The 20,997-nt window shown below is 63.8% G+C and carries 22 protein-coding genes; 4 read left to right on the top strand and 18 right to left on the bottom strand.

The features are described 5' to 3' along the window. Nucleotides 1-28: 28 nt before the first annotated feature. The 14 genes from HNO82_RS18215 to HNO82_RS18150 form a co-directional block, all read right to left on the bottom strand. Nucleotides 29-604 carry a phospholipase D family nuclease gene (locus tag HNO82_RS18215; protein WP_175344671.1) on the bottom strand — a complete coding sequence of 192 codons (576 nt, stop codon included), beginning with the start codon at nucleotides 602-604 and terminating at the stop codon, nucleotides 29-31. Beyond that, complete coding sequence (locus HNO82_RS18210; RefSeq protein WP_008326420.1) at nucleotides 601-1,863, bottom strand: RsmB/NOP family class I SAM-dependent RNA methyltransferase; 1,263 nt, start codon at nucleotides 1,861-1,863, stop codon at nucleotides 601-603. Before HNO82_RS18210 ends, HNO82_RS18215 begins: the two co-directional genes overlap by 4 nt. A gap of 63 nt (nucleotides 1,864-1,926) precedes the next feature. Beyond that, nucleotides 1,927-2,538 (bottom strand): phosphoribosylglycinamide formyltransferase, encoded by a 612-nt coding sequence (purN, locus tag HNO82_RS18205; RefSeq protein WP_008326418.1) that lies wholly within the window; start codon nucleotides 2,536-2,538, stop codon nucleotides 1,927-1,929. 100 nt (nucleotides 2,539-2,638) lie between these two features. After that, on the bottom strand, nucleotides 2,639-3,145 hold the full coding sequence (locus tag HNO82_RS18200) for a barstar family protein (RefSeq protein WP_488928476.1): 507 nt from the start codon (nucleotides 3,143-3,145) through the stop codon (nucleotides 2,639-2,641). A 33-nt stretch (nucleotides 3,146-3,178) separates the two neighbouring features. Further along, nucleotides 3,179-3,574 carry a guanyl-specific ribonuclease gene (locus HNO82_RS18195; protein ID WP_034349949.1) on the bottom strand — a complete coding sequence of 132 codons (396 nt, stop codon included), beginning with the start codon at nucleotides 3,572-3,574 and terminating at the stop codon, nucleotides 3,179-3,181. 125 nt (nucleotides 3,575-3,699) lie between these two features. Beyond that, complete coding sequence (locus tag HNO82_RS18190; RefSeq protein ID WP_034349863.1) at nucleotides 3,700-4,905, bottom strand: patatin-like phospholipase family protein; 1,206 nt, start codon at nucleotides 4,903-4,905, stop codon at nucleotides 3,700-3,702. A 60-nt stretch (nucleotides 4,906-4,965) separates the two neighbouring features. Further along, nucleotides 4,966-5,724, bottom strand: a complete 759-nt coding sequence (locus HNO82_RS18185) for an SDR family NAD(P)-dependent oxidoreductase (RefSeq protein ID WP_175344669.1) — start codon at nucleotides 5,722-5,724, stop codon at nucleotides 4,966-4,968. Between the two features lie 215 nt (nucleotides 5,725-5,939). Then, nucleotides 5,940-7,979 (bottom strand): sodium-translocating pyrophosphatase, encoded by a 2,040-nt coding sequence (locus HNO82_RS18180; protein ID WP_008326405.1) that lies wholly within the window; start codon nucleotides 7,977-7,979, stop codon nucleotides 5,940-5,942. Between the two features lie 271 nt (nucleotides 7,980-8,250). Next, nucleotides 8,251-8,907 (bottom strand): adenylate kinase, encoded by a 657-nt coding sequence (adk, locus tag HNO82_RS18175; RefSeq protein WP_008326404.1) that lies wholly within the window; start codon nucleotides 8,905-8,907, stop codon nucleotides 8,251-8,253. A gap of 280 nt (nucleotides 8,908-9,187) precedes the next feature. Next, complete coding sequence (gene kdsB / locus HNO82_RS18170) at nucleotides 9,188-10,003, bottom strand: 3-deoxy-manno-octulosonate cytidylyltransferase (RefSeq protein WP_034349860.1); 816 nt, start codon at nucleotides 10,001-10,003, stop codon at nucleotides 9,188-9,190. A gap of 55 nt (nucleotides 10,004-10,058) precedes the next feature. After that, on the bottom strand, nucleotides 10,059-10,238 hold the full coding sequence (locus HNO82_RS18165) for a Trm112 family protein (protein ID WP_034349859.1): 180 nt from the start codon (nucleotides 10,236-10,238) through the stop codon (nucleotides 10,059-10,061). After that, nucleotides 10,219-11,247: a tetraacyldisaccharide 4'-kinase gene (lpxK, locus tag HNO82_RS18160; RefSeq protein WP_175344668.1), complete on the bottom strand. Its 1,029-nt coding sequence runs from the start codon at nucleotides 11,245-11,247 to the stop codon at nucleotides 10,219-10,221. The genes HNO82_RS18165 and lpxK overlap by 20 nt, the downstream gene beginning before the upstream one ends. Nucleotides 11,248-11,360: 113 nt before the next feature. After that, complete coding sequence (locus HNO82_RS18155; protein WP_175344667.1) at nucleotides 11,361-11,789, bottom strand: ExbD/TolR family protein; 429 nt, start codon at nucleotides 11,787-11,789, stop codon at nucleotides 11,361-11,363. Nucleotides 11,790-11,810: 21 nt separating this feature from the next. Then, nucleotides 11,811-12,416: a MotA/TolQ/ExbB proton channel family protein gene (locus HNO82_RS18150; protein ID WP_008326395.1), complete on the bottom strand. Its 606-nt coding sequence runs from the start codon at nucleotides 12,414-12,416 to the stop codon at nucleotides 11,811-11,813. A 173-nt stretch (nucleotides 12,417-12,589) separates the two neighbouring features. Here HNO82_RS18150 and xseA point away from each other — a divergent pair, with 173 nt between their 5' ends. From xseA to HNO82_RS18135, 3 genes are all read left to right on the top strand, one after another. Then, nucleotides 12,590-13,996 (top strand): exodeoxyribonuclease VII large subunit, encoded by a 1,407-nt coding sequence (xseA, locus tag HNO82_RS18145; RefSeq protein WP_175344666.1) that lies wholly within the window; start codon nucleotides 12,590-12,592, stop codon nucleotides 13,994-13,996. A 337-nt stretch (nucleotides 13,997-14,333) separates the two neighbouring features. After that, nucleotides 14,334-14,912, top strand: coding sequence for a superoxide dismutase [Fe] (sodB, locus tag HNO82_RS18140; protein ID WP_175344665.1), 579 nt, complete (start codon nucleotides 14,334-14,336; stop codon nucleotides 14,910-14,912). 138 nt (nucleotides 14,913-15,050) lie between these two features. Beyond that, nucleotides 15,051-15,437: an OsmC family protein gene (locus HNO82_RS18135; RefSeq protein ID WP_008326374.1), complete on the top strand. Its 387-nt coding sequence runs from the start codon at nucleotides 15,051-15,053 to the stop codon at nucleotides 15,435-15,437. Here HNO82_RS18135 and HNO82_RS18130 read toward each other — a convergent pair. Beyond that, entirely contained in the window at nucleotides 15,419-16,342 is a 924-nt protein-coding gene (locus HNO82_RS18130; protein WP_175344678.1) for a DedA family protein/thiosulfate sulfurtransferase GlpE, read from the bottom strand. The two genes, HNO82_RS18135 and HNO82_RS18130, sit on opposite strands and share 19 nt — an antisense overlap. Before the next feature lie 125 nt (nucleotides 16,343-16,467). Here HNO82_RS18130 and HNO82_RS18125 point away from each other — a divergent pair, with 125 nt between their 5' ends. Next, on the top strand, nucleotides 16,468-16,728 hold the full coding sequence (locus HNO82_RS18125) for a hypothetical protein (protein ID WP_175344664.1): 261 nt from the start codon (nucleotides 16,468-16,470) through the stop codon (nucleotides 16,726-16,728). A 93-nt stretch (nucleotides 16,729-16,821) separates the two neighbouring features. On the opposite strand, the gene HNO82_RS18120 is transcribed toward HNO82_RS18125, so the two are convergent. The 3 genes from HNO82_RS18120 to HNO82_RS18110 form a co-directional block, all read right to left on the bottom strand. Further along, complete coding sequence (locus tag HNO82_RS18120; protein ID WP_008326370.1) at nucleotides 16,822-18,177, bottom strand: MFS transporter; 1,356 nt, start codon at nucleotides 18,175-18,177, stop codon at nucleotides 16,822-16,824. Nucleotides 18,178-18,290: 113 nt separating this feature from the next. Next, nucleotides 18,291-19,637 carry a glucarate dehydratase gene (gene gudD / locus HNO82_RS18115; RefSeq protein WP_175344677.1) on the bottom strand — a complete coding sequence of 449 codons (1,347 nt, stop codon included), beginning with the start codon at nucleotides 19,635-19,637 and terminating at the stop codon, nucleotides 18,291-18,293. Nucleotides 19,638-19,839: 202 nt separating this feature from the next. Further along, nucleotides 19,840-20,955: a LacI family DNA-binding transcriptional regulator gene (locus tag HNO82_RS18110; protein ID WP_175344663.1), complete on the bottom strand. Its 1,116-nt coding sequence runs from the start codon at nucleotides 20,953-20,955 to the stop codon at nucleotides 19,840-19,842. Nucleotides 20,956-20,997: the final 42 nt, after the last annotated feature.

Raw genomic sequence — 20,997 nt, 5'->3', positions numbered from 1 at the left:
TGGGCAGATCGAGTCGAAGCGGGCCGGATCAGGGCGCGGCCTGGGCATCCTGGCGATGACGCTGCCAGTTGCTGGCGTAGCGGGCGGCCAGCGGCGGGTTCTTGCCGAGGATGAGGACATTCTCGGCGTTCTTGTGCTGGGCTGACCAGGTAAAGTTGTAGCTGCCCGTGATCACGGTGGCGGTCGGCAAGGCGGCATCGATGATGATGACCTTGTTGTGGGCATTGCGGTAAGCGGTTTCCAGCCACACCGGAATCCCGGCTGAGCGCAACTGGCGCAGGCGGTCCTCGGAGTTCCTGTCGAGCTGGCCGGCATCCATCAGCACGCGCACATCAACACCGCGCTTGCGGGCAGCGACCAGGGCATCGGTGATGGGACGACTGGTCAGCAGATAGGCCTGCATCAGAATCTGGCGATGTGCGGCTTGAAGCTGGCCGACGATCAGAGCTTCGATATCATCCCAGGGCGCAAAGGCGGACTGGATCGTCCCCTGTGCCGCCATGACCGCTGGCGGCGGCAGCGCTTCCCTGGCCTGCAGGCCGGGCACGGCAGCTACCGCCAGCAGGCCGACGGCCAGACAAGGCATCCAGACCCGGCGCATCATGATGCGGCGCGGCGCTCCAGGACGGCAGCGAAGAAACCGTCCGTCTGATGCTGATGCGGCAGCAGCTTCAGGAAGTCGCCGGTATCCAGCGCAATCTTCTGCTCGGCCAGCACTTCGCTCATCGGACGCAGCGTAAAGTCGGGATGCGAAGCCAGGAAGTCGGCGATGACTTCATCGTTTTCCTCTTCCAGGAAGCTGCAGGTGCCGTACACCAGGCGTCCGCCCGGACGCACCAGGCGCGCGGCGCTAGCCAGGATCGAGCCTTGCTTGGCACGCATTTCGGTGAGCGTCTCCACGCTCTGGCGCCACTTCATGTCGGGATTGCGGCGCAGGGTGCCCAGGCCGCTGCAGGGCGCATCGACCAGCACGCGATCGAGCTTGCCGGCCAGGCGCTTGACCTTGGCGTCGTTCTCGTGGGCGATCACCACCGGATGCACGTTGGACAGGCCACTGCGCGCCAGGCGCGGTTTGAGCTTGGCCAGGCGCTTTTCGGACACGTCGAAGGCATACAGGCGGCCGGTATTGCGCATCAGTGCGCCCAGTGCCAGGGTCTTGCCACCGGCACCGGCGCAGAAATCGACCACCATCTCGCCGCGCTTGGCACCGACGATCTGGGCCAGCAACTGGCTGCCTTCATCCTGCACTTCGATGGCGCCATCCTTGAACAGCGGCAGGTTCTGCAGGGCCGGCTTCTTGAACACGCGCAGGCCCAGCGGGGAATACGGGGTCGGCTCGCAGGCCACCGGGGCCTTGGCCAGTTCGGCCATGACCGTGTCACGGTCGGCCTTGAGGGCGTTGACGCGCAGGTCCAGCGGTGCCGGACGGTTCATGGCATCGGCCAGTTGCAGGGTGGCTTCCTCGCCCATGCGGGCGACCAGCTTTTCCCACAGCCAGGGCGGCAGGTTGCTGCGCATCTGGGGCGCCAGCTGGGTGCGGTCGATCTGGGCGACGCGCTCAAGCCACTCGGCTTCGCCTTCCTGCAAACCGGCAATGGATTCGGCGCCGACTGCATCGGCCAGGCCCAGCAGGGCCAGGCGGCGCATCATGGGGCCGCTGCCGGATTCGGCGAAGTTGGTCAGCACCGTCTTGTTGCGCAGCAGGCCGTAGACCGCTTCGGCGATCACGCCGCGCTCGCGACTGCCCAGGCGCGGATTGTCACGGAAGTAGCGCGACAAGGTGACGTCGGCCGGGCCGGTAAAGCGCAGCACTTCACGCAGCAGTTCTTCGGTATGGGGGATGATCGCGGGAGGCAATCTCATGCTAGGTCCTTCATGTTCAATTCAAGATAAGAGGGTGCGCGGCGGCGTTGGCTCGTTTGCGCTTCAGGCGTCGGCGGCCAGCCGCACGCGGGCGCCGTCCAGCGCCAGGCGGCCTTGCACGAACCAGCGCACGGCGCGCGGATAGATCACATGTTCCTGTTCCAGGACACGCTCGGCCAGGGTCTCCTCACTGTCCTCTTCCAGCACCGGCACGGCGGCCTGGGCCACGATGGGACCGTGGTCGAGGTCGGGCGTGACGAAGTGCACGGTCGCGCCGTGCAGCTTCACCCCGGCGGCCAGCGCCTGGCGGTGCGTCGCCAGGCCCGGGAAACTGGGCAACAGTGACGGGTGGATATTGAGCATGCGGCCCTGGTAATGGTTGACGAACGGTGCCGTCAGGATCCGCATGAAGCCGGCCAGCACCACCAGGTCCGGCGCGAACGCATCGATCTGCTCGCGCAGGGCGGCATCGAACTGGTCGCGCGTGGAATAGTCGCGGTTGGCCACGACGGCGGTCGCAATGCCGTGGCGGGCGGCAAATTCAAGCCCGCTGGCGTCGGCGCGGTTGCTGATGACAGCGGCGATTCTGGCAGGCCACCGCTCGGCCTGTGCAGCACGGACGATGGCTTCCATATTGCTGCCTCGTCCGGAAATCAGGATGACAATGCTTCTCATGGTGTGCGCATTGTACCTGCTGGCGGCCTCTCCGCCGCCGGTTTTCACGATGTGAAAGGTCCGGCGTGGCGTAAAAGGTTTATCAAAATGTGAAGAAAATTTACTGGAAGGAATAGAACACGCGGAACGGCACCTTCTTTTCGGCCCAGTAATCGGCCGCATCGCGGAAGACATCGAGCAAGGTCTCGCGCGCTTCCTTGTCGAATTTCTGGGTGTTGGGCAGTTGCTCCAGCACCACGACGAACCCGATCTGCTTGCCGGCCTTGTGGGTGAGGTCGGTCAGACAGTCATGCAGGGCATCGAAGTTCTTGCCGAAGTGCCGGGGAAACTGGAAGGCGGTGGCGATGGTGGTCAGCACCTGCTGCTTGGTCACGGCCTCGGCGCAATAGGCATAGAGAAAATGCTGCTGCAGGTCGGCGGCCTCCTGCTGCAGCTCGGTCACGCGGAAGGCGCGAATCGACTGCACGATGTTGGGCGGCACCGTTTTGAACAAACTCATTTTCCCTTCAGTATCCATAAGCGGGGCAGTGTGGCTATCGTAGTTGTCGTAATTGTCTGGAGGGTGATGGCTGACCTGGCGGAACTGCCGTGACGCTGGTTGCAGCAGGACCTGCGAGCCCTGCCCTGCTCCCGCACAAGATCAATCGCGTATGCGGCGGAAGGTCTTGTAATGGTCACTGGTGTAATAGTATTCGCCCGAAGTGGCCGGTTCTCCCCCGCTGACGATGCGACGGGCGCCGCGATTGCGGGCGCGCGGCGTCTTGACCGTGTATTCGCGATAATACCCGCGCTTTTGCCTGGGCAAAACCCCTTCATAGTTGCCGAAGACCGCGCCATCCTTTTCATACGGGAAAGGGCCGCCCTGACGGATCAGGGCCATGGTCTGCTGGGCTTCGCGCGGCAGCTGGTCGAGGTTGACCTCGGGCAAATTGCCCGGTACCGGCCCCTTGGCATGGACCGGCGCTGCCAGCATCAGCGCCGTCAGAAGAACCAGCCAGTAGCGGGCGAAGAAGGAAGAAATGAAGCGGGCTCGCATTTGCATCGTCTGCATTTATTCTGTTAATTGCAATTTTGTCAATTAATGGCAACAGCACTCGGTAGATTAACCCGTTGCTTTCGGCTAGGCAACCACGGCAGGCGAGGAACTTGACCGGCAGCAATTCAGGCAGAGGCTTGGAGCAGTTGAGCGGTATCCGGTTCAAAAAAGGCCAATACCTCCTCACGCTTGGCGTAGGTATCGCTTTGGCCCAGGGCGATCAGCTCACGTGTGAAGCTTTGTTCAAACAGCAGGTAGGAGGCCAGCGCCGAGCCGCGGACCTCGGTGGCGCCGATGCCACCCAGCATGGTGCGGATCGGGCGCGGCAAGCTGCCGACATGGCGGCTGGCGATGCTGTCGATGCGCTGCGAGGGCGAGATCACCAGGGTGCGGATGGGTTTCAAGGGCGTATGGCGGCGCTGCTCATCGTTCAGAACCGACAAGGTCTGGTTGACCCGGTTGATACGTTCGATGTCGGCGGAGAGGCCATCGAGGAAGATGCCCGACATCGCGTGCCCCGCCACCTGCGCCAGGCTGGGGTAGTGCGGGGTATGGGTGGGTGCCTGTTCGCCCTTCTCGCCCATGCGTCCGGCCCCGATGATGAGGACCTTGGTGGCGCCCAGGTGGATGGCCGGGGAAATCGGCGCAATCTGGCGCATCGAGCCATCGCCGCAATACTCGCAACGCCCGTCGATGTACACCGGAATGGCCGGAAAGATGAAGGGAATGGCTGAAGAGGCCAGCAGATGATCGATACCGATCTGGTCGCGCATGGCCAGGCGCTGGGTGCGGCGCCAGGGTTCGATCTCTTGCGCACATTGATAGAAGGTGATGTGCTGGCCGCTGGTGTAGGACGAGGCGGTCACTGCCAGCGCATGCAGCTGGCCTTCGGCCAGCGCGGCATCGAGTCGCGGCAGGTCCAGCAGACGGTGCAGCATGCTCACCAGCGGGGTATTGTCCAGCAAGGAATTGGGCGGGTTGGCGCGCCATTTGCGCAGCAGCCACCCGAAGGAGAACAGGGACAGCCAGCGCGCGCCCGAGCGGATCACGCCCAGCGAATCGGCGCGGTACACCTGCTCCACCTGAAAATTGCTCCATACCGCCATCAGCTCGCGCACGGCTTCGCCGAAATCGTCAGCCCGGCAGGCCAGCGCGGTGCCGTTGATGGCGCCGGCCGAGGTACCGCAGATGATGGGAAAGGGATTGCTGTGCACCGGCCAGCCGGCTTCGAGCAGGATCATCGAGAGGGCGTTGAGTACACCCACCTGGTAAGCTGCCCGCGCGCCGCCGCCGGTCAGGATCAAGCCTGTTTTGTGTTCCATGGTCTCCATGAGGGGAGCTTATCAGCAGGCCCCTCATCGTGGACAAGAGAATTGGCAGGCAAATGCCGTCTATTTGGGCTGCATGCGGATGGCGCCATCCAGACGGATGGTCTCGCCGTTCAACATCACGTTCTCGATGATGGTCCTGGCCAGCTGCGCGTACTCGCTGGCCCGGCCCAGGCGCGGCGGGAAGGGTACGGCCTGGCCCAGCGAATCGCGCACTTCCTGCGGCATGGCCAGCATCATGGGGGTCTCGAAGATGCCGGGGGCGATGGTCATGACGCGAATGCCGCTGCGTGAAAGATCGCGCGCCATCGGCAGGGTCATGGCGACGATGGCCCCTTTGGAAGCCGAATAGGCGGTCTGCCCGATCTGCCCGTCGTAGGCGGCCACTGACGCGGTATGAATGATGATGCCGCGCTCGCCCTCTTCCTGCGGCTCCGTTTTGGCCATCGCATCGGCGGCCCAGCGCGCCATGTTGAAGCTGCCGACCAGGTTGATGTTGAGCGTCTTCATGAACAGCGCCATGCTGTGCGGCCCGCTCTTGCCGACCAGCTTCTCGGCCGGCGCGATACCGGCGCAATTGACCAGTCCGCGTACCGTCCCCAGTTCCTGCGCGGCCCGTACCACAACCTGCGCATCGTCTTCAGAACTGACATCGCAGCGCACGAAGACGCCACCCAGTTCCGCGGCCAGCGCGCTGCCGGCCTGCTCGTTGAGATCGGCCAGCACCGGCTTGCCACCGGCTGCCGCAATCATGCGGGCGGTGGCCGCACCCAGGCCGGACGCGGCGCCAGTGACAATGAAAACATTTCCTTCGATACGCATGGAGTCTCCTGTTTTTTCTCTGCGCACAGCCAGGCGGATGGCCGGGCTGACGAGCCAATGATGATGGGATACATCAGGGGGCATTATTTGACGAATCGGCCGACCTGGCAATGCAGACCATCGCTTCGTGGTGCCGGGATTATGCGCAGGTCGCCGCACGGGAGACTATCCGTGCGGCGACAATCATGGGAAGTGTCAGATTGCGTCAGATTGAATCAGGAGACCGTCGGCAGCAGCGGCACCAGCAGCAGCGCCACGATGTTGATGATCTTGATGAGTGGATTGACCGCTGGTCCGGCCGTGTCCTTGTAGGGATCGCCCACGGTATCGCCGGTGACGGCCGCCTTGTGCGCATCGGAGCCCTTGCCGCCGTGGTGGCCGTCCTCGATGTATTTCTTGGCGTTGTCCCAGGCGCCACCGCCGGTGGTCATGGAGATGGCCACGAAGAGCCCGGTCACGATCGTCCCCATCAACAGCCCGCCCAGCGCCGACGGCCCCAACAGCAGCCCCACGAGAATGGGCACGATCACCGGCAGCAGCGAGGGCAGGATCATCTCGCGGATGGCCGAAGAGGTCAGCATGTCCACTGCGCGGTCATACTCGGGACGCCCGCTGCCATCCATGATGCCGGCAATGTCGCGGAACTGGCGCCGCACCTCCACCACCACGGCCCCCGCCGCGCGCCCCACCGCTTCCATGGCCATGGCGCCGAACAGATAAGGAATGAGCCCACCGATGAACAGGCCAATGATGACGGCAGGGCTGGAGAGATCGAAGCTGGCCGTCTTGCCGACCGACTCCAGCGCATGCGTGTAATCGGCAAAGAGCACCAGCGCCGCCAGTCCCGCCGAACCGATGGCATAGCCCTTGGTGACGGCCTTGGTGGTATTGCCCACGGCATCGAGCGGGTCGGTGATGGCCCGTACCGAATCCGGCAAGCCGGACATCTCGGCGATGCCACCGGCGTTGTCGGTAATGGGGCCGTAAGCATCCAGCGCCACCACGATACCGGCCATGGAGAGCATGGCGGTGGCCGCAATGGCAATCCCGTACAAGCCCGCCAGCCAGTAGGAGGCCAGGATCGCCGCGCACACCGCCAGCACCGGGTAGGCCGTGGATTTCATCGACACGCCCAGTCCGGCAATGATGTTGGTGCCATGCCCGGTAGTGGAAGCCTGGGCGATATGACGCACCGGCTTGAAGTCGGTGCCGGTGTAGTACTCGGTGATGTAGACCATGAGACCGGTCAGCACGATGCCCACCACCGCGGCGCCCATGAGCGGCAGCCGCAGTTCGGGCGGCAGCAGCAGCCAGGTGACCACAGCAAAACCGACCAGCGACAGACCGGCTGACCACCACAATCCGGTATAGAGCGCCGACATGATCTTCTTGCCCGGCTGCGCCTTGACCATCGCGCAGCCGACGATGGAGGCAAGGATGGAGACCCCGCCCAGCGCCAGTGGATAGAGCACCGCCAGCGTCTCCAGTCCCTTCAACATGAGGCTGCCCAGGAGCATGGTCGCCACCAGCGTAACCACGTAGGTCTCGAACAGGTCGGCGGCCATGCCGGCGCAATCGCCCACGTTATCCCCGACGTTGTCGGCGATGACGGCCGGGTTGCGCGGGTCATCCTCGGGAATGCCGGCCTCGACCTTGCCGACCAGGTCGGCGCCTACATCGGCGCCCTTGGTGAAGATGCCGCCGCCCAGGCGCGCGAAGATCGAAATGAGCGAGGCCCCGAAGGCCAGCCCGATCAGCGGCTGGATGGCATCATGCAGGCTGGCTGCGCGGCCCTGTCCATGGACGTACAAGACCCAGAAGAACAGCGACACTCCTAGTAATCCCAGCCCCACCACCAGCATCCCGGTGATGGCGCCACCCCGAAAGGCCACGCCCAGCGCCTCGTTCATCCCGCGCGTGGCAGCCTGGGCAGTGCGCACGTTGGCGCGTACCGAGACATTCATGCCGATGAAGCCGCAGGCGCCGGAGAGCACCGCCCCCAGCAGGAAGCCGATGGCGGTGAGCCAACCCAAACCCGGAATGAGTGCAATGACGATCAGCAGCACCACCCCGACCATGGCGATGGTGCGATACTGCCGCGCCAGATAGGCCGCAGCACCCTGCTGGATGGCCAGGGCGATTTCCTGCATGCGGGGATTGCCGGGATCCTGCTTGAGAATCCAGCTCCGTGAAACCAGGCCATAGATCACCGCGACCAAGCCGCAGGCAATGGCAAACCACAGGGCAAGTGCCATCTTCGTCTCCTTTGTTATCACGACTCATCAACAATCACGAACATCGGCTGCGCCATCCGGGTTCTGCTGTTCCGGTTCGTCACGGCCGATACTGCGCCTGCAAATTGCGTCGCCCTTTTTATTGGACTTGTTCTGTCTTGCCGGGCCGCCAGTGCAACGTCCTCGGGCGGGCGTCACTACCGGTGATCGGTTTACTTAGTTTTTGCGTACTGCCGTGCTGACTGCATCAACAGCAACAGCATAAAAAAAGCGGACCGAAGTCCGCTTCACTTTACTCCGCCAGGGCGGCAAATGCACGATCCCTGATTTCTTCCACCGGACCGACGCCGGCGATCTTGCGATACTTGGGTGCGCCCGGCTGGCCCGACTTGGCCCAGTCACCGTAATAGCCCACCAGCACTTCGGTCTGTTCGTGATACACGGCCAGGCGCTTCTTGACGGTTTCTTCCTTGTCGTCGTCGCGCTGGATCAGCGCTTCGCCGGTCAGGTCATCCTTGCCCTCGACCTTGGGCGGGTTGAACTTGACGTGATAGGTGCGGCCCGAACCCGGGTGCACGCGGCGACCGCTCATGCGTTCGACGATGGCGCTGTCGGGCACGTCGATTTCCAGCACGTAGTCGATGGCCACGCCCGCTTCCTTCATCGCATCGGCCTGACGCGTGGTGCGCGGGAAGCCGTCGAAGAGGTAGCCATTGGCACAGTCAGCCTGTTGCAGGCGATCCTTGACCAGACCAATGATGATGTCGTCGGAAACCAGGCCGCCCGCATCCATCACCTTCTTGGCCGCGATGCCAAGTTCGGTACCCGCCGCCACGGCCGCGCGCAGCATGTCGCCGGTGGAGATTTGCGGAATGTTGAATTTTTCCTTGATAAAAGTGGCTTGCGTGCCTTTACCGGCACCAGGCGCTCCTAAAAGGATGAGGCGCATGTCGTTTCCTAAATTGAGGGTTTCTGAAATATGAATGCTTGAATTCTTTTGCGACGTGATGGCAGAGGATCGCTATCATCTGGACGGTTATGCAGCTTGTTTGCGCGCCGTTTTGCATCAGCTCCGGGACGAAACTTACCACAAAATCTTACCGAACCATGACAAACGCCTGATTTTTAAGCAGTCTCCGGACTCTGATTGTGTCGTGTCAGCTTGACACGGAACTTACAGCAGGCCGATCCGTCCGGCCTTGCGCCGGATCATGCCTGCCGCGCCAACATCACAGGGCGGAGATGGTCTGCACCAGCGCACTGTCGGGCGGCAGCTCGAAATGCTTGCGCACGCGCAACAGATCCTCGGGCGTATCGACGCCGGCTTCCGGCACCAGCGAGGTCACGTGGACCGCGATGGCATGGCCGTGCCAGAGCACGCGCAACTGTTCCAGCGCCTCGATGCGTTCCAGCGGGGCCGGGGCCAGCGTCGGGTAGAGCTGCAGGAAGCGGTTGCTGTAGGCATACAGGCCGATATGGCGCAGCGGCACGTATTCATTGGCGTGATCGGGGCCGCTGGCGTCGGGCAGCGTGTCACGTGACTTGGCGAAGGCGTCGCGATGCCAGGGAATGGTGGCCCGCGAGAAATACATGGCGCAGCCTTCCTTGTTCAACACCACCTTGACCACGTTGGGATTGAAGGCATCCTCGGCGGTCTCGATGGCGTGCGCGGCCGTGGCCATGGGCACGCCAGCCTTGATGTGGGCGGCGGTGGCGGCGATCAGGCCGGGATCGATCAGCGGCTCGTCGCCCTGCACATTGACCACCACTTCATCCTCACCCAGGCCCAGCGCGGCGGCCACTTCGGCGATGCGGTCGGTGCCGGAAGGGTGATCGGCGCGGGTCATGGCCACGGCGATGCCATGCTGCTCGCAGGCGGCGTGGATGTCGTGATGGTCGGTGGCCACGATGATGCGGGCCGCCCCCGAGAGCGCGGCCCGCTCGGCCACGCGCACGATCATGGGCTTGCCGCCGAGGTCGGCCAGGGGCTTGTTGGGCAGGCGCGTGGAAGCCAGGCGCGCCGGGATGATGACGGTGAAGGTCATGGAATCAACCGCAGCAGGAAGGCAGAAATCGGGAATCAAGAGACAGGCGCCGGACTCAGGCTGCCGGGGCAGCCGCCAGTTCACGCGCTTCGTCGGCCCACATGATGGGGATGCCATCACGGATGGGGTAAGCCAGCTTGTCTGCCTTGCAGATCAGTTCCTGGGCTTTCTTGTCATAGTCCAACGGGCCCTTGCAGAGGGGGCAAACCAGGATATCAAGCAGTCGGGCATTCACGGAGTTTCTCCACTATGTGTTCAGCCAGCGCGCCGTCGATGCGCGCCGAGACAGGCACGACCCAGATGCGCGGGTCGTTTCGGATGGCCTCAATAGCCCTGCATTTTACTGCATCCTTTTCCGTGATCAGGATGACATCGGCCGCAAGGCCGGCAAAGGGATTGCTGGCAAAGTCAAAATGGTCAGGCAAGGGATGGCGCGCAAAGGACAAACCCGCGCCCTGCAGGGTAGCGAAAAAACGCTCCGGATTGCCGATTCCCGCCACCGCCGCCAGCCGCAGACCACCCTCGCCCATCCGGGCCAGCGGCCTGTGCGCACCGGGGGGCGCCAGCTGCACGGCCTGGTCCGCCTGCAGCCGCATGGCGTACAAGCCCGCGGGCGCCACCCCCTGCACACCCACGTTGAGCACCGAAAAATCGCGTCGGCGCGAGGCCGGCTCGCGCAGCGGCCCGGCCGGCAGCAGCCAGCCATTGCCCACGCCGCGCGCGTCCGAGAGCACGATCTCGATGTCGCGCGCCAGGGCGTAGTGCTGCAGGCCATCATCGGAAATGATCACATCAACTTCCGGATGCCACGCCAGCAAGGCGCGCCCGGCCTGGACGCGACGCCGTCCCACCACCAGCGGCACGGCCGTGCGCTGAACCATCAGCAAAGGCTCGTCACCCACCTCGGCCGCCGCCGCATCGGCCATGACCTCCTGCACCTGTTCTGCACCGCCGCCATAGCCACGTGAAATCACACCAGGATTGCGGCCGGCAGCACGCAAGGCTTCGATGAGCCAGATCGCAAACGGGGTCTTGCCAGTGCCACCGACGAACACGTTGCCTACCACGATCACCGGCACCGGCAGCCGCTCTGCGCGCTTGATGCCGAGCGCAAAGAGCGCACGGCGCAGCGCCGCCAGCGTGCCGAAGAGCAGCGACAGCGGCCACAGCAGGCAGGCCAGCAGACCGCGACCTTGCCAGGCACGGGTCAGGATGGCTTCGGCGGAGGGCCTGGATTCGGCCATTTTCTTGTTCCAGTGAATAAAAAAAACGAGGGCCAGGCGGGGCCTGGCCGGGGCGCCATCGCTTTGGGATGACGTGAAGCCATTTGTAAATTTTCAGCAAGACCTGCTGCGCACTACTTGCTGCTCGACTGCGCCGCGAAGGTCACCTTGGGATACCCCGCCATGCGCGCGGCCTCCAGCACGTTGATCACGGTCTGGTGCGTCGCCAGTGCATCGGCATTGATGATGATGACCGGATCGACCTTGCTGCCACTGGCCTTGACCGCCGCCTGCATCTCCTCCGACAGGCCCTGTGCATCGCGCGCGGCGATGCGCTTGTTGTTGACCGCGTAGCGGCCATTGGCGTCGACTGCGATGTTGATCTCGAAGGGCTGTTCCAGTGCCTTCTGTGCATCGGCCGTAGGCAGCGTGATCTGCAGCGCGGTGAACTTGCTGTAGGTGGTGGTGACCATCAGGAAGATCACGATCACCAGCAGCACATCGATGAAGGGGATCAGATTGATCTCCAGGTCTTCGCGGGGGCGTCCCTTGCGGAAGTTCATGCGGTTCTCCAGCCTGCGCAATCAGCGGCGCACGTCGTGGACGATGTCCACGAACTTGACCGCCTGCTGCTCCATGTCCACCACGAAGCCGTCGACCTGCGCGCGGAAATGGCGATAGAACACCAGCGCCGGCATGGCAATGGCCAGCCCGAACCCGGTGTTGTAGAGCGCAATGGAAATGCCATGCGCCAGCTGCGCCGGATTGGTCCCGACGGCGTTCTGCGAGGCGAAGATCTCGATCATCCCGACCACCGTACCGAACAGGCCCATCAACGGCGCCAGCGAGGCGATCGTGCCCAGTGTGGTGAGGAAGCGTTCCAGCCGGTGCGCGGCGGCCTGGCCGGCTTCCTCGATGGCTTCCTTCATCACTTCGCGCGGGGCATCGACATTGCGCAGGCCCGCAGCCAGTACCTGGCCCAGCGGGGAATTCTGTTCCAGCTTGTCGATCACGTCCTCATTGACCCGCCCGCTCTGGTAGACCCGGACCACTTCACCCAGCAGGTCCGGCGGCAGGATGCGGGTGCGGCGCAGGTAGACCAGTCTTTCGATGACCAGCGCCAGGCCGATGATGGAAGCGATCAGCAAGGGCCAGATCGGCCAGCCGGCGGCGAGGATGATGGCGAGCAAAACGTACTCCTAATGAAATGCGGATGAGCGGTGAATCCGGGGCAGGCGGCGACGCTGTCGCAACACAGCCGTTTCTGCGGTGCAGAATGTAGCCGGTTGTGTGCGGCTCGGCAAGCGCAGCCGGCTTGGCTTTACAATGCGGCATTGTATCGCCCCTGGAGTCTCTGCGTCCCATGCCTGCCGACAAGTTCCCGCCCTTCCCCACCGCCCGCCCCCGTTCCGACACCTTGCCGGCGACCGGCGCCACCGAGGGCGGCCCGCCCATGCTCACCGTCTCGGCCCTGAATCAGGCGGTGGCACGCATGCTGGAGCGCAATTTCCCGCTGATCTGGGTCAAGGGCGAGATTTCCAATTTCACCCGCGCCGCCTCCGGCCACTGGTATTTCAACCTCAAGGATGACGGCGCCCAGGTGCGCGCGGTGATGTTCAAAGGCCGCGCGCAATACGCCGGTTTCATGCCGCGCGAGGGCGACAAGGTCGAGGTGCGCACGCTGGTGACGCTGTACGCCCCGCGCGGCGATTACCAGCTCAACGTGGAAGCCATCCGTCGCTCGGGGGTCGGCGATCTTTACGCCGCCTTCGTACAGCTCAAGGAAAGGCTGGAACGCGAGGGGCTCTTCGACCGTGAGCGCAAACGCGCCCTGCCGGGCTTCCCGCGTCGCATCGGCATCGTCACCAGCCCCCAGGCGGCGGCCCTGCGCGACGTACTGACCACCCTGCGCCGCCGCGCGCCGCATGTGGAAGTGGTGCTCTACCCCACGCCCGTGCAGGGCGAAGGCGCGGCCCAACGCATCGCCAACGCCATCCAGAGCGCCTCCGAGCGTGGCGAATGCGAAGTCCTGCTGGTCTGCCGGGGCGGGGGCAGCATCGAGGACCTGTGGTCCTTCAATGAAGAGGTGGTGGCGCGAGCCATCGTGGCGGCGCGCATGCCGGTGATTTCCGGCGTGGGGCACGAAACCGATTTCACCATTGCCGACTTCGCCGCCGACCTGCGCGCACCCACTCCCACCGCCGCCGCCGAGCTGGCCGCCACCGCCCGCGAGGACTGGCTGGCCGAGCTGCGCAGCCATGCCAACGACCTGACCCGGTCGCTGCGCAGAAGCCTGACCGAAAAAACGCAGACCGTGGATTGGCTCTCACGCCGCCTGGTCAACCCGGGTGCGTATATACAGCACGAACGCGTCAAGCTGGCCGCGCTGCAAACCCGGCTCGCCCACGCTACGCGCGTGCCGCTGACCCGCATGCGCCATCGCCTGCAGCAACTGGCTACCCATCTGTCGCACCAGATGCCCGACACCGCCCACGCCCGCCGCGACCTGCTGGACCTGACGCGACGCCTGCAAGGGGCCCAGGCCGCCCGGCAGTTGCGCCAGCGGCAGGCGCTGGCGGGCCTGACCACGCAACTCGAACTACTGAATCCGCAACGCACGCTGGAACGAGGCTACGCCATCGTCAGCGATCGCCACGGACGTGTCTTGCACGCCCCGGCCGAGCTGGCCGCACGCAGCGAGGTCACCATCCGCCTGGCTGAAGGCAGCGCCGAGGTCGGCATTGCCAGCGTGCAGCCGCGGCTGGATTGAGGTGATCCGGTTGCCCTGCTTGACAGCTGTAGCAGACTTTTTTGGCATAAGCATGTTCCGGTGAAATACAGGCCAGACTGCCGTATTACGCCCGTTGCGGTCGGATGCGGATGTGCAGATGAGCTGGAACGTCTTGCGGGGACTGGCATCTATGAAGTTCCTTGCACCGGCGACCGGCTCCTGCCATTGGGAACCATTCGCATTGCCGCACTGGAGGCCGATGCCCGCCTGACGCGCGCAAGATTTGACCGAGTGCAAAGAATTGTCTTCCGCTTTAGAATCTCAGGTTCGGAAAAGACCCCTTCGTAGCAAACCAACAAGACTGAAAGGATTCATCATGGCACATACCCTTCCGGCACTGCCTTACGATCTGGACGCGCTGGCGCCCACGATTTCCAAGGAAACCCTGGAATATCACTATGGCAAGCACCATCAGACCTATGTGACCAACCTGAACAACCTGATCCCGGGTACCGAATTCGAAAACCTGTCCCTGGAAGAGATCATCAAGAAATCTTCCGGCGGCATCTTCAACAACGCCGCCCAGGTGTGGAACCACACCTTCTACTGGAACGGCCTGACCCCGAAGGGCCAAGGCGCTCCGAGCGGCGCGCTGGCTGACGCCATCAACGCCAAGTGGGGTTCTTTCGACGCCTTCAAGGCCGAGTTCACCAAGCAGGGCCTGGGCAACTTCGGTTCCGGCTGGACCTGGCTGGTCAAGAAGGCTGACGGCACCCTGGACATCGTCAACACCACCGGCGCCGGCACCCCGCTGACCACCGACAGCAAGCCGCTGTTGACCGTGGACGTGTGGGAACACGCCTACTACATCGACTACCGCAATGCACGCGCCAAGTACGTCGAAAACTACTGGGGCATCATCAACTGGGACTTCGTGGCCAAGAACTTCGCTTGATCCACAGGCTTCCGGGCAAGAAAAAACCACGTGCAAGCGTGGTTTTTTTTCGCCCGCAGCACGGCAGGAAAATACAAGATCGCACGGCCCGCCTGTGCCACAATCGTCCATCCCCACCTTCACCCCACGGAGACCCTCATGGCCCACGTCACCCTGCACAATGCCGCCGGCTACGCCCAGGACATCAAGGCGCGCATCCACCAGCTCAAGTCCGATGAACCCGAAAGCAATGGCGGCAAGGACACCGGCCCGGCCCCGTATGAATTGCTGCTGGCCGCACTGGCCTCCTGCACCTCGCTGACGCTACGCATGTATGCCGACCGCAAGGGCTGGGACCTGGGCAGCATTTCGGTGGATGCCCACTTCGGGCGAGACGACAGCGGATTGGAAACCATCACCCGCAAGATCAGCTTCGGCAATACGCTCACTCAAGAGCAGTTGACCCGCCTGGCCGAGATCTGCGAAAAGACCCCGGTCACCAAGACCATCCGCCAGGGCACCGCGATTCAGACGTCGATGGCGTAGCCCGCCGCGCGCCAGGCATCGATGCCGCCGGTCAGCGGCCGCACCCGCGTATAGCCGCGCCGCATCAGCTGGCGCGCTACCATGGCCGCCGAGGCTTCATTGGGACAGGCGCAATAGACCACCACCTCGCCCTCGACAGGGCCATCGAAGACGAAGGTCTGGATCTCCTGGTTGGAGATCGTCAGCGCCCCCGGGATGCGACCATCCTGCTGCGACATCGGCGAGCGCACATCGATGATGGTGGGCGCATTGCCCTCTTCGAGCAGGGTATTCAACTCATCGACCGAGATGCGCGCCATCTCCAGCGACTTGCGAAAACGCCGACGCTGCCACCAACGGTTGGCCACGAAGGCAGCCAGCGCCACGGCAATCATGAGCATGCCGTAGTGGCCCAACTCGGCCAGCACGTTGAGCAGATCATCCACCGCCGAGCTGAACAGCGACCCGAGAAAAATCCCCAGTCCTGCCCACAGGGCACTCCCTGCCGCATCCCACAATACGAAGCTGAGGCGGCGCGTACCCATGGTGCCGGAGAGCGCGCTGGCGATCGAGGCGAATCCCGGAATGAACTTGGCCACCAGCAACGAACGCGCGCCCCAGCGCAGGTAGATCGATTCGGTCTGGCGCACGCAGGAATCCGGCGAGAGCGAAATACGGCACAGCTGCGTCATGATCCGGCGGCCATAACGGCGCCCGGCCAGATACCAGCAGTAGTCGGCGATCAGTGCCGCGCTCACCGCCAGCAGCAGCAACAGCGCCGGCGAATAGCGGCCAGTGGCCGAGAGCGCGCCGGTGATGATCAGCGTGGGGTATGCCGGCACCGGCGCGCCCAACTGCTCGACCAGCACGTTGACGAAAACGAGGATCAGACCGTATTGCTCGATCAGGTGATAGAGGGTGTCCATGGCCATGCTGCCTTGATGTCCCGCCACCGGGGAGGCGGCGACTGTTCCGCCGTGATGGCGGATTGCAGGGTGCCATTATAGTTTTGCCGGGTCCGGTATGCTCGCCGCAGACCGAAGCAGACCAATTGTTCATCGTAATTTATGGAGAATTCCCGCCGCAAAATGCAGAACACGACCTCATCCGCGACCATCTCAACCCCGGCCAAAGCGTTCGATTCTCCACGCCCATGTTCCCCGGCGAAGATTTCTGGGTCATTGTCAGCACGCCTTTTGTCAACGACGAAGGCGTAGAAATTGGCCCGCCCTTCAGCCGGGTGGATGTCTATATCGATGCACAAGCCCATTTCCGGGTTGAAAAGCATCCCGACTTGCTGGACAGGTTCTGATCTGTATATACAAAGATGCCCCGGCCTCTGGCTACCACCAGAGACACGGGGCAAACGAGGAAAGACCTCGGAGAAACCAATACTGTGAAGCGCTCAGGCCGCGCGCTTGGCCACCGCCTCGCCCTGTGCCTGAACCGCATCACCGCCATCCTGCGCCGAAGGCCGCGTACGGGCCAGGAACACCAGCACCGCCGCCACCAGCGAGGCTGCCGACAAGGCATACAGACCGCCCTCGATGGAACCGGTCTTCTGCTCCAGATAGCCGAAGGTCGCCGGCGCGAAGAAGCCACCCAGGTTGCCCAGCGAATTGACCAGTGCCAGCACCGCCGCTGCAATGCGGGCATCCAGGTAGGCTTGCGGAATCGGCCAGAACAGCGACGAGGCTGCCTTGAACCCGAGGGCGGCGAAACACACTGCCGCGAAGCCGATCACCGGACCGGTCGAGGCCGAGATGGCCATGCCGACGGCCGAAATCACCAATGCCGTGGCCACCCACATCTGCGGCTTCTTGTGCCGCGCCGCCAGCACCGCGAAGAGATACATCGCTCCAATGGCCACGATCCATGGGATCGTGTTGAACAGGCCCACCTGGAAATCATTGAAGTGCCCCATCTTCTTGATGATGGTCGGCAGCCAGAAGGTCGCACCGTAAATGGTGAGCTGGATGGCGAAATAGATCAGGCAGAACAACACGATCTGCGGATCGCGCAGCAGTGTCAGCGCCGACACATGCGCCGGACGATTGGCCGCGCGTTGCTCCTGCTCGGCCGCGATGACCGTAGCCAGTGCCTCGCGTTGCTCCGCAGAGAGCCACTTCGCATCGCGCGGACTCGAGTCCAGCACCAGCCACACCACCACGCAGAACACCATCGATGCCGCACCTTCAATGATGAACATCCACTGCCAGCCATGCAGGCCGCCGCCCTCGATGAGCAACAGCGCGCCGGTGATCGGGCCGGAGAGGATGGAGGCAATCGCCGAGCCCGACAGGAAGATGGCCATCGCCCGGCCGCGCTCATGGTTGGGCAGCCATTGCGTGAAGTAATACACCACGCCCGGGAAGAATCCGGCCTCGGCCACTCCCAGCAGGAAGCGCATGACATAGAAACTGGTCTCGCTCTGCACGAAGGCCATGCAGGCCGCCACCAGGCCCCAGGTGAACATGATGCGCGTCAACCAGGCGCGGGCGCCATAGCGTTGCAGCAGCATGTTGGAAGGGACTTCAAAGATCGCATAGCCGACGAAGAACAAGCCTGCCCCCAGCCCGAAGGCGGCGGCACCGATCCCCAGGTCGGTGGAGAGATGACTGCGCACGAAACCGATGTTGACGCGGTCGATGTAGTTGATGATGAACATGGCCACGAACAGCGGCAGGATGCGCCACTTGATCTTGCTCACCGCCGAGGTGAGCGCCAGGTTGCCGGCGGGGGATGACTGGGATGGATTCACGGGTTGTCTCCTCTGTTGAGCCCGTACTGACGGTGGATGAAAGAAAATTCAGGCCGCCGGCGCTTGCAGCGCGCTCTTGTCGCGGCCCTGCTGAAAAACAGGAAGGTTCGTGCTCAACGCACCAGGCAAGGTTTCTTGGGATCGAACTTCCAGCCCGGGATGAGGTACTGCATGGCCACCGCGTCATCGCGCGCGCCCAGCCCCATGTTGCGATAGGTCTGGTGCGCCGCTTCCACCTGCGCCATGTCCAGCTCCACGCCCAGGCCCGGCTTGCACGGCACCTGCACCTTGCCCCCGATGATCTTCAGCGGTTCACGCGTGAGGTGCTGGCCGTCCTGCCAGATCCAGTGAGTATCGATGGCCGTGATCTTGCCGGGCGCCGCGGCCGCAACGTGCGTAAACATGGCCAGCGAAATGTCGAAGTGATTGTTCGAATGCGAACCCCAGGTCAGGCCCCACTCATGGCACATCTGCGCCACACGCACCGAGCCCTGCAGGGTCCAGAAATGCGGATCGGCCAGCGGGATGTCCACCGATTGCAGCGAGATCGCATGACCCATCTGGCGCCAGTCGGTCGCCACCATGTTGGTCGCGGTCTGCAAGCCGGTGGCACGGCGGAATTCAGCCATCACTTCGCGGCCCGAATAACCGTCCTCGGCGCCGCAGGGATCTTCCGCGTAGGCCAGCACATCGTGCTGATCCCGACACAGGCGGATCGCATCCTTGAGCAGCCAGCCACCGTTGGGGTCCAGTGTGATGCGCGCCTTGGGGAAGCGCTCGGCCAAGGCCGTGACGGCAGCGATCTCGTCCTCGCCGCGCATGACGCCGCCCTTGAGCTTGAAGTCATTGAAACCATAGCGGGCATAGGCCGCCTCGGCCAGGCGCACCACGGCCTGCGGCGTGAGTGCGGCTTCATGGCGCAGACGCAGCCAGTCGTCGTCGGCCTCGGGCGCAGCCAGGTAAGGCAGATCGGTCTTGTTGCGGTCGCCCACGTAGAAGAGATAGCCCAGCATCTCCACCTCGTCACGCTGCTGGCCTTCGCCCAGCAGGGCCGCCACCGGTACGTCAAGGAACTTGCCCAGCAGATCCAGCAAGGCGGCCTCCAGCGCGGTCACCGCGTGGATGGCGATGCGCAGGTCAAAGGTCTGCAGGCCGCGCCCGCCCACATCGCGGTCCGCAAATGCGGTACGTGCACGGTTGAGGATGCCCTGTACGTTGCCGATGGACTGGCCCACCACCAGTGCGCGTGCATCCTCCAGTGTCTGGCGGATGCCCTCCCCGCCCGGCACTTCGCCCACGCCAGTGTTGCCCGCACTATCGGTGAGGATGACGATGTTGCGCGTGAAATACGGACCGTGCGCCCCGGACAGGTTCAACAGCATGCTGTCATGCCCGGCCACCGGGATGACGCGCATGGCGGTCACGCGCGGCGCCCCCTTGTGCAGATCCGGCGAAGACATCGAGGACGTTACGGAAGCAGAAGGCTGGGTCATGAGAAGCGTTCTCCCTTGCGGAAAAGATAGGACGTGATTTGGTAGCGGTACCAAATTGGAATGATCGAATGGTAGCGGTACCAAATTGAGATGTCAATGGGGATTTTCTGTTGCCTCAAGGCATCATTAAAATCTCGGCAGGGCTAGGATGAAAGGCAGAGGGGGAAACTCAGGCGCTGTCGCGCGCAATGATGGAGAAGCCGACATCGACGATGCGTTCATTGACCTCGATGCCCGAGGCGCGGTCGATGATGAAGCGTGCTGCCCGCTGGCCGATGCCGGTGCCATCGATGCGCACGGTGGTCAGGCGCGGCTGCAGGTCGCGAGAGAATTCGAGATCGCCGAACCCGACCACGGCCAGTTGTCCGGGGATGGAAATCGCGCGGCTCTGCGCCTCGATCATCACCCCCAGGGCCAGCAGGTCGGAACTGCAGAAGATGGCATCCAGGTCGGGCCGTGCCTGCAGCAGTTCGGCCAGGCCCTGGCGTCCCTGGCCCAGTGTGGTGGGCGCAGTGACGTGATACATCGGCACGCAGGCCCTGCCCTGCTGCATGCCCAGCGCCGCGCATTCGTCGGCAAAGGCATTCATGCGCCGCTGGCTGCGTTCATCGCGTCCGCCCACCACGGCCACCTTGTGGCGACCACGCGCATGCAGGTAGCGCGCCACCTCCCGGCCGATGGCCTCGTGCGAGAAGCCCACCAGCATGTCGATGGGCGTGGGGGTCAGGTCCCAGGTCTCCACCACCGGAATGCCGCTGGCCAGCAGACGTTTGCGCGCCTCGGCCGAACGCATGATGCCGGTGAGCACCACGCCATCGGGACGACGACCGATGATGGCTTCGAGCAGTGCATCTTCGCGCGAGTTTTCATAACCGCTCTGGCCCAGCATGACCTGGTAACCGGCCGCCGCCAGGGTTTCGGTGAGGGTGTGGACGATTTCCTGGAACACCGGTCCGATGACGGTGGGCACTACCACCGCCACCAGGCGGCTCTTGTTGGAGGCCAGTCCACCGGCCAGCAGGTTGGGGACGTAGCCGGTCTTCTCGACCGCCTCGCGCACCTTCTGCAAGACCTTGGGCGAGACCGCCGCCGGTGTGTTCAACGCCCGCGAGGCGGTGATCGGTGCCACCCCGGCCAGCTGCGCCACGTCGCGCAGGGTGATGCCGCCGGCACTCTTGCGCGGACCACGACGGCGCGGTTCGGTGCTGTCGTCGTCGCGCGCGCTGCGGTTCGCATCCATGGAGGAATCGGGGGGGAAGGTACTATGTTCGGGCATGGGCGGCATTTTAGCATCGCCGCTGGTAGCGATACCAAACCGGACTTCTCA

Source organism: Herbaspirillum sp. C9C3 (assembly GCF_013359625.1).
GTDB lineage: Bacteria > Pseudomonadota > Gammaproteobacteria > Burkholderiales > Burkholderiaceae_D > Herbaspirillum.
Note: the sequence above shows the minus strand (reverse complement) of the source record. Positions and strands in the feature narration are given on the sequence as shown.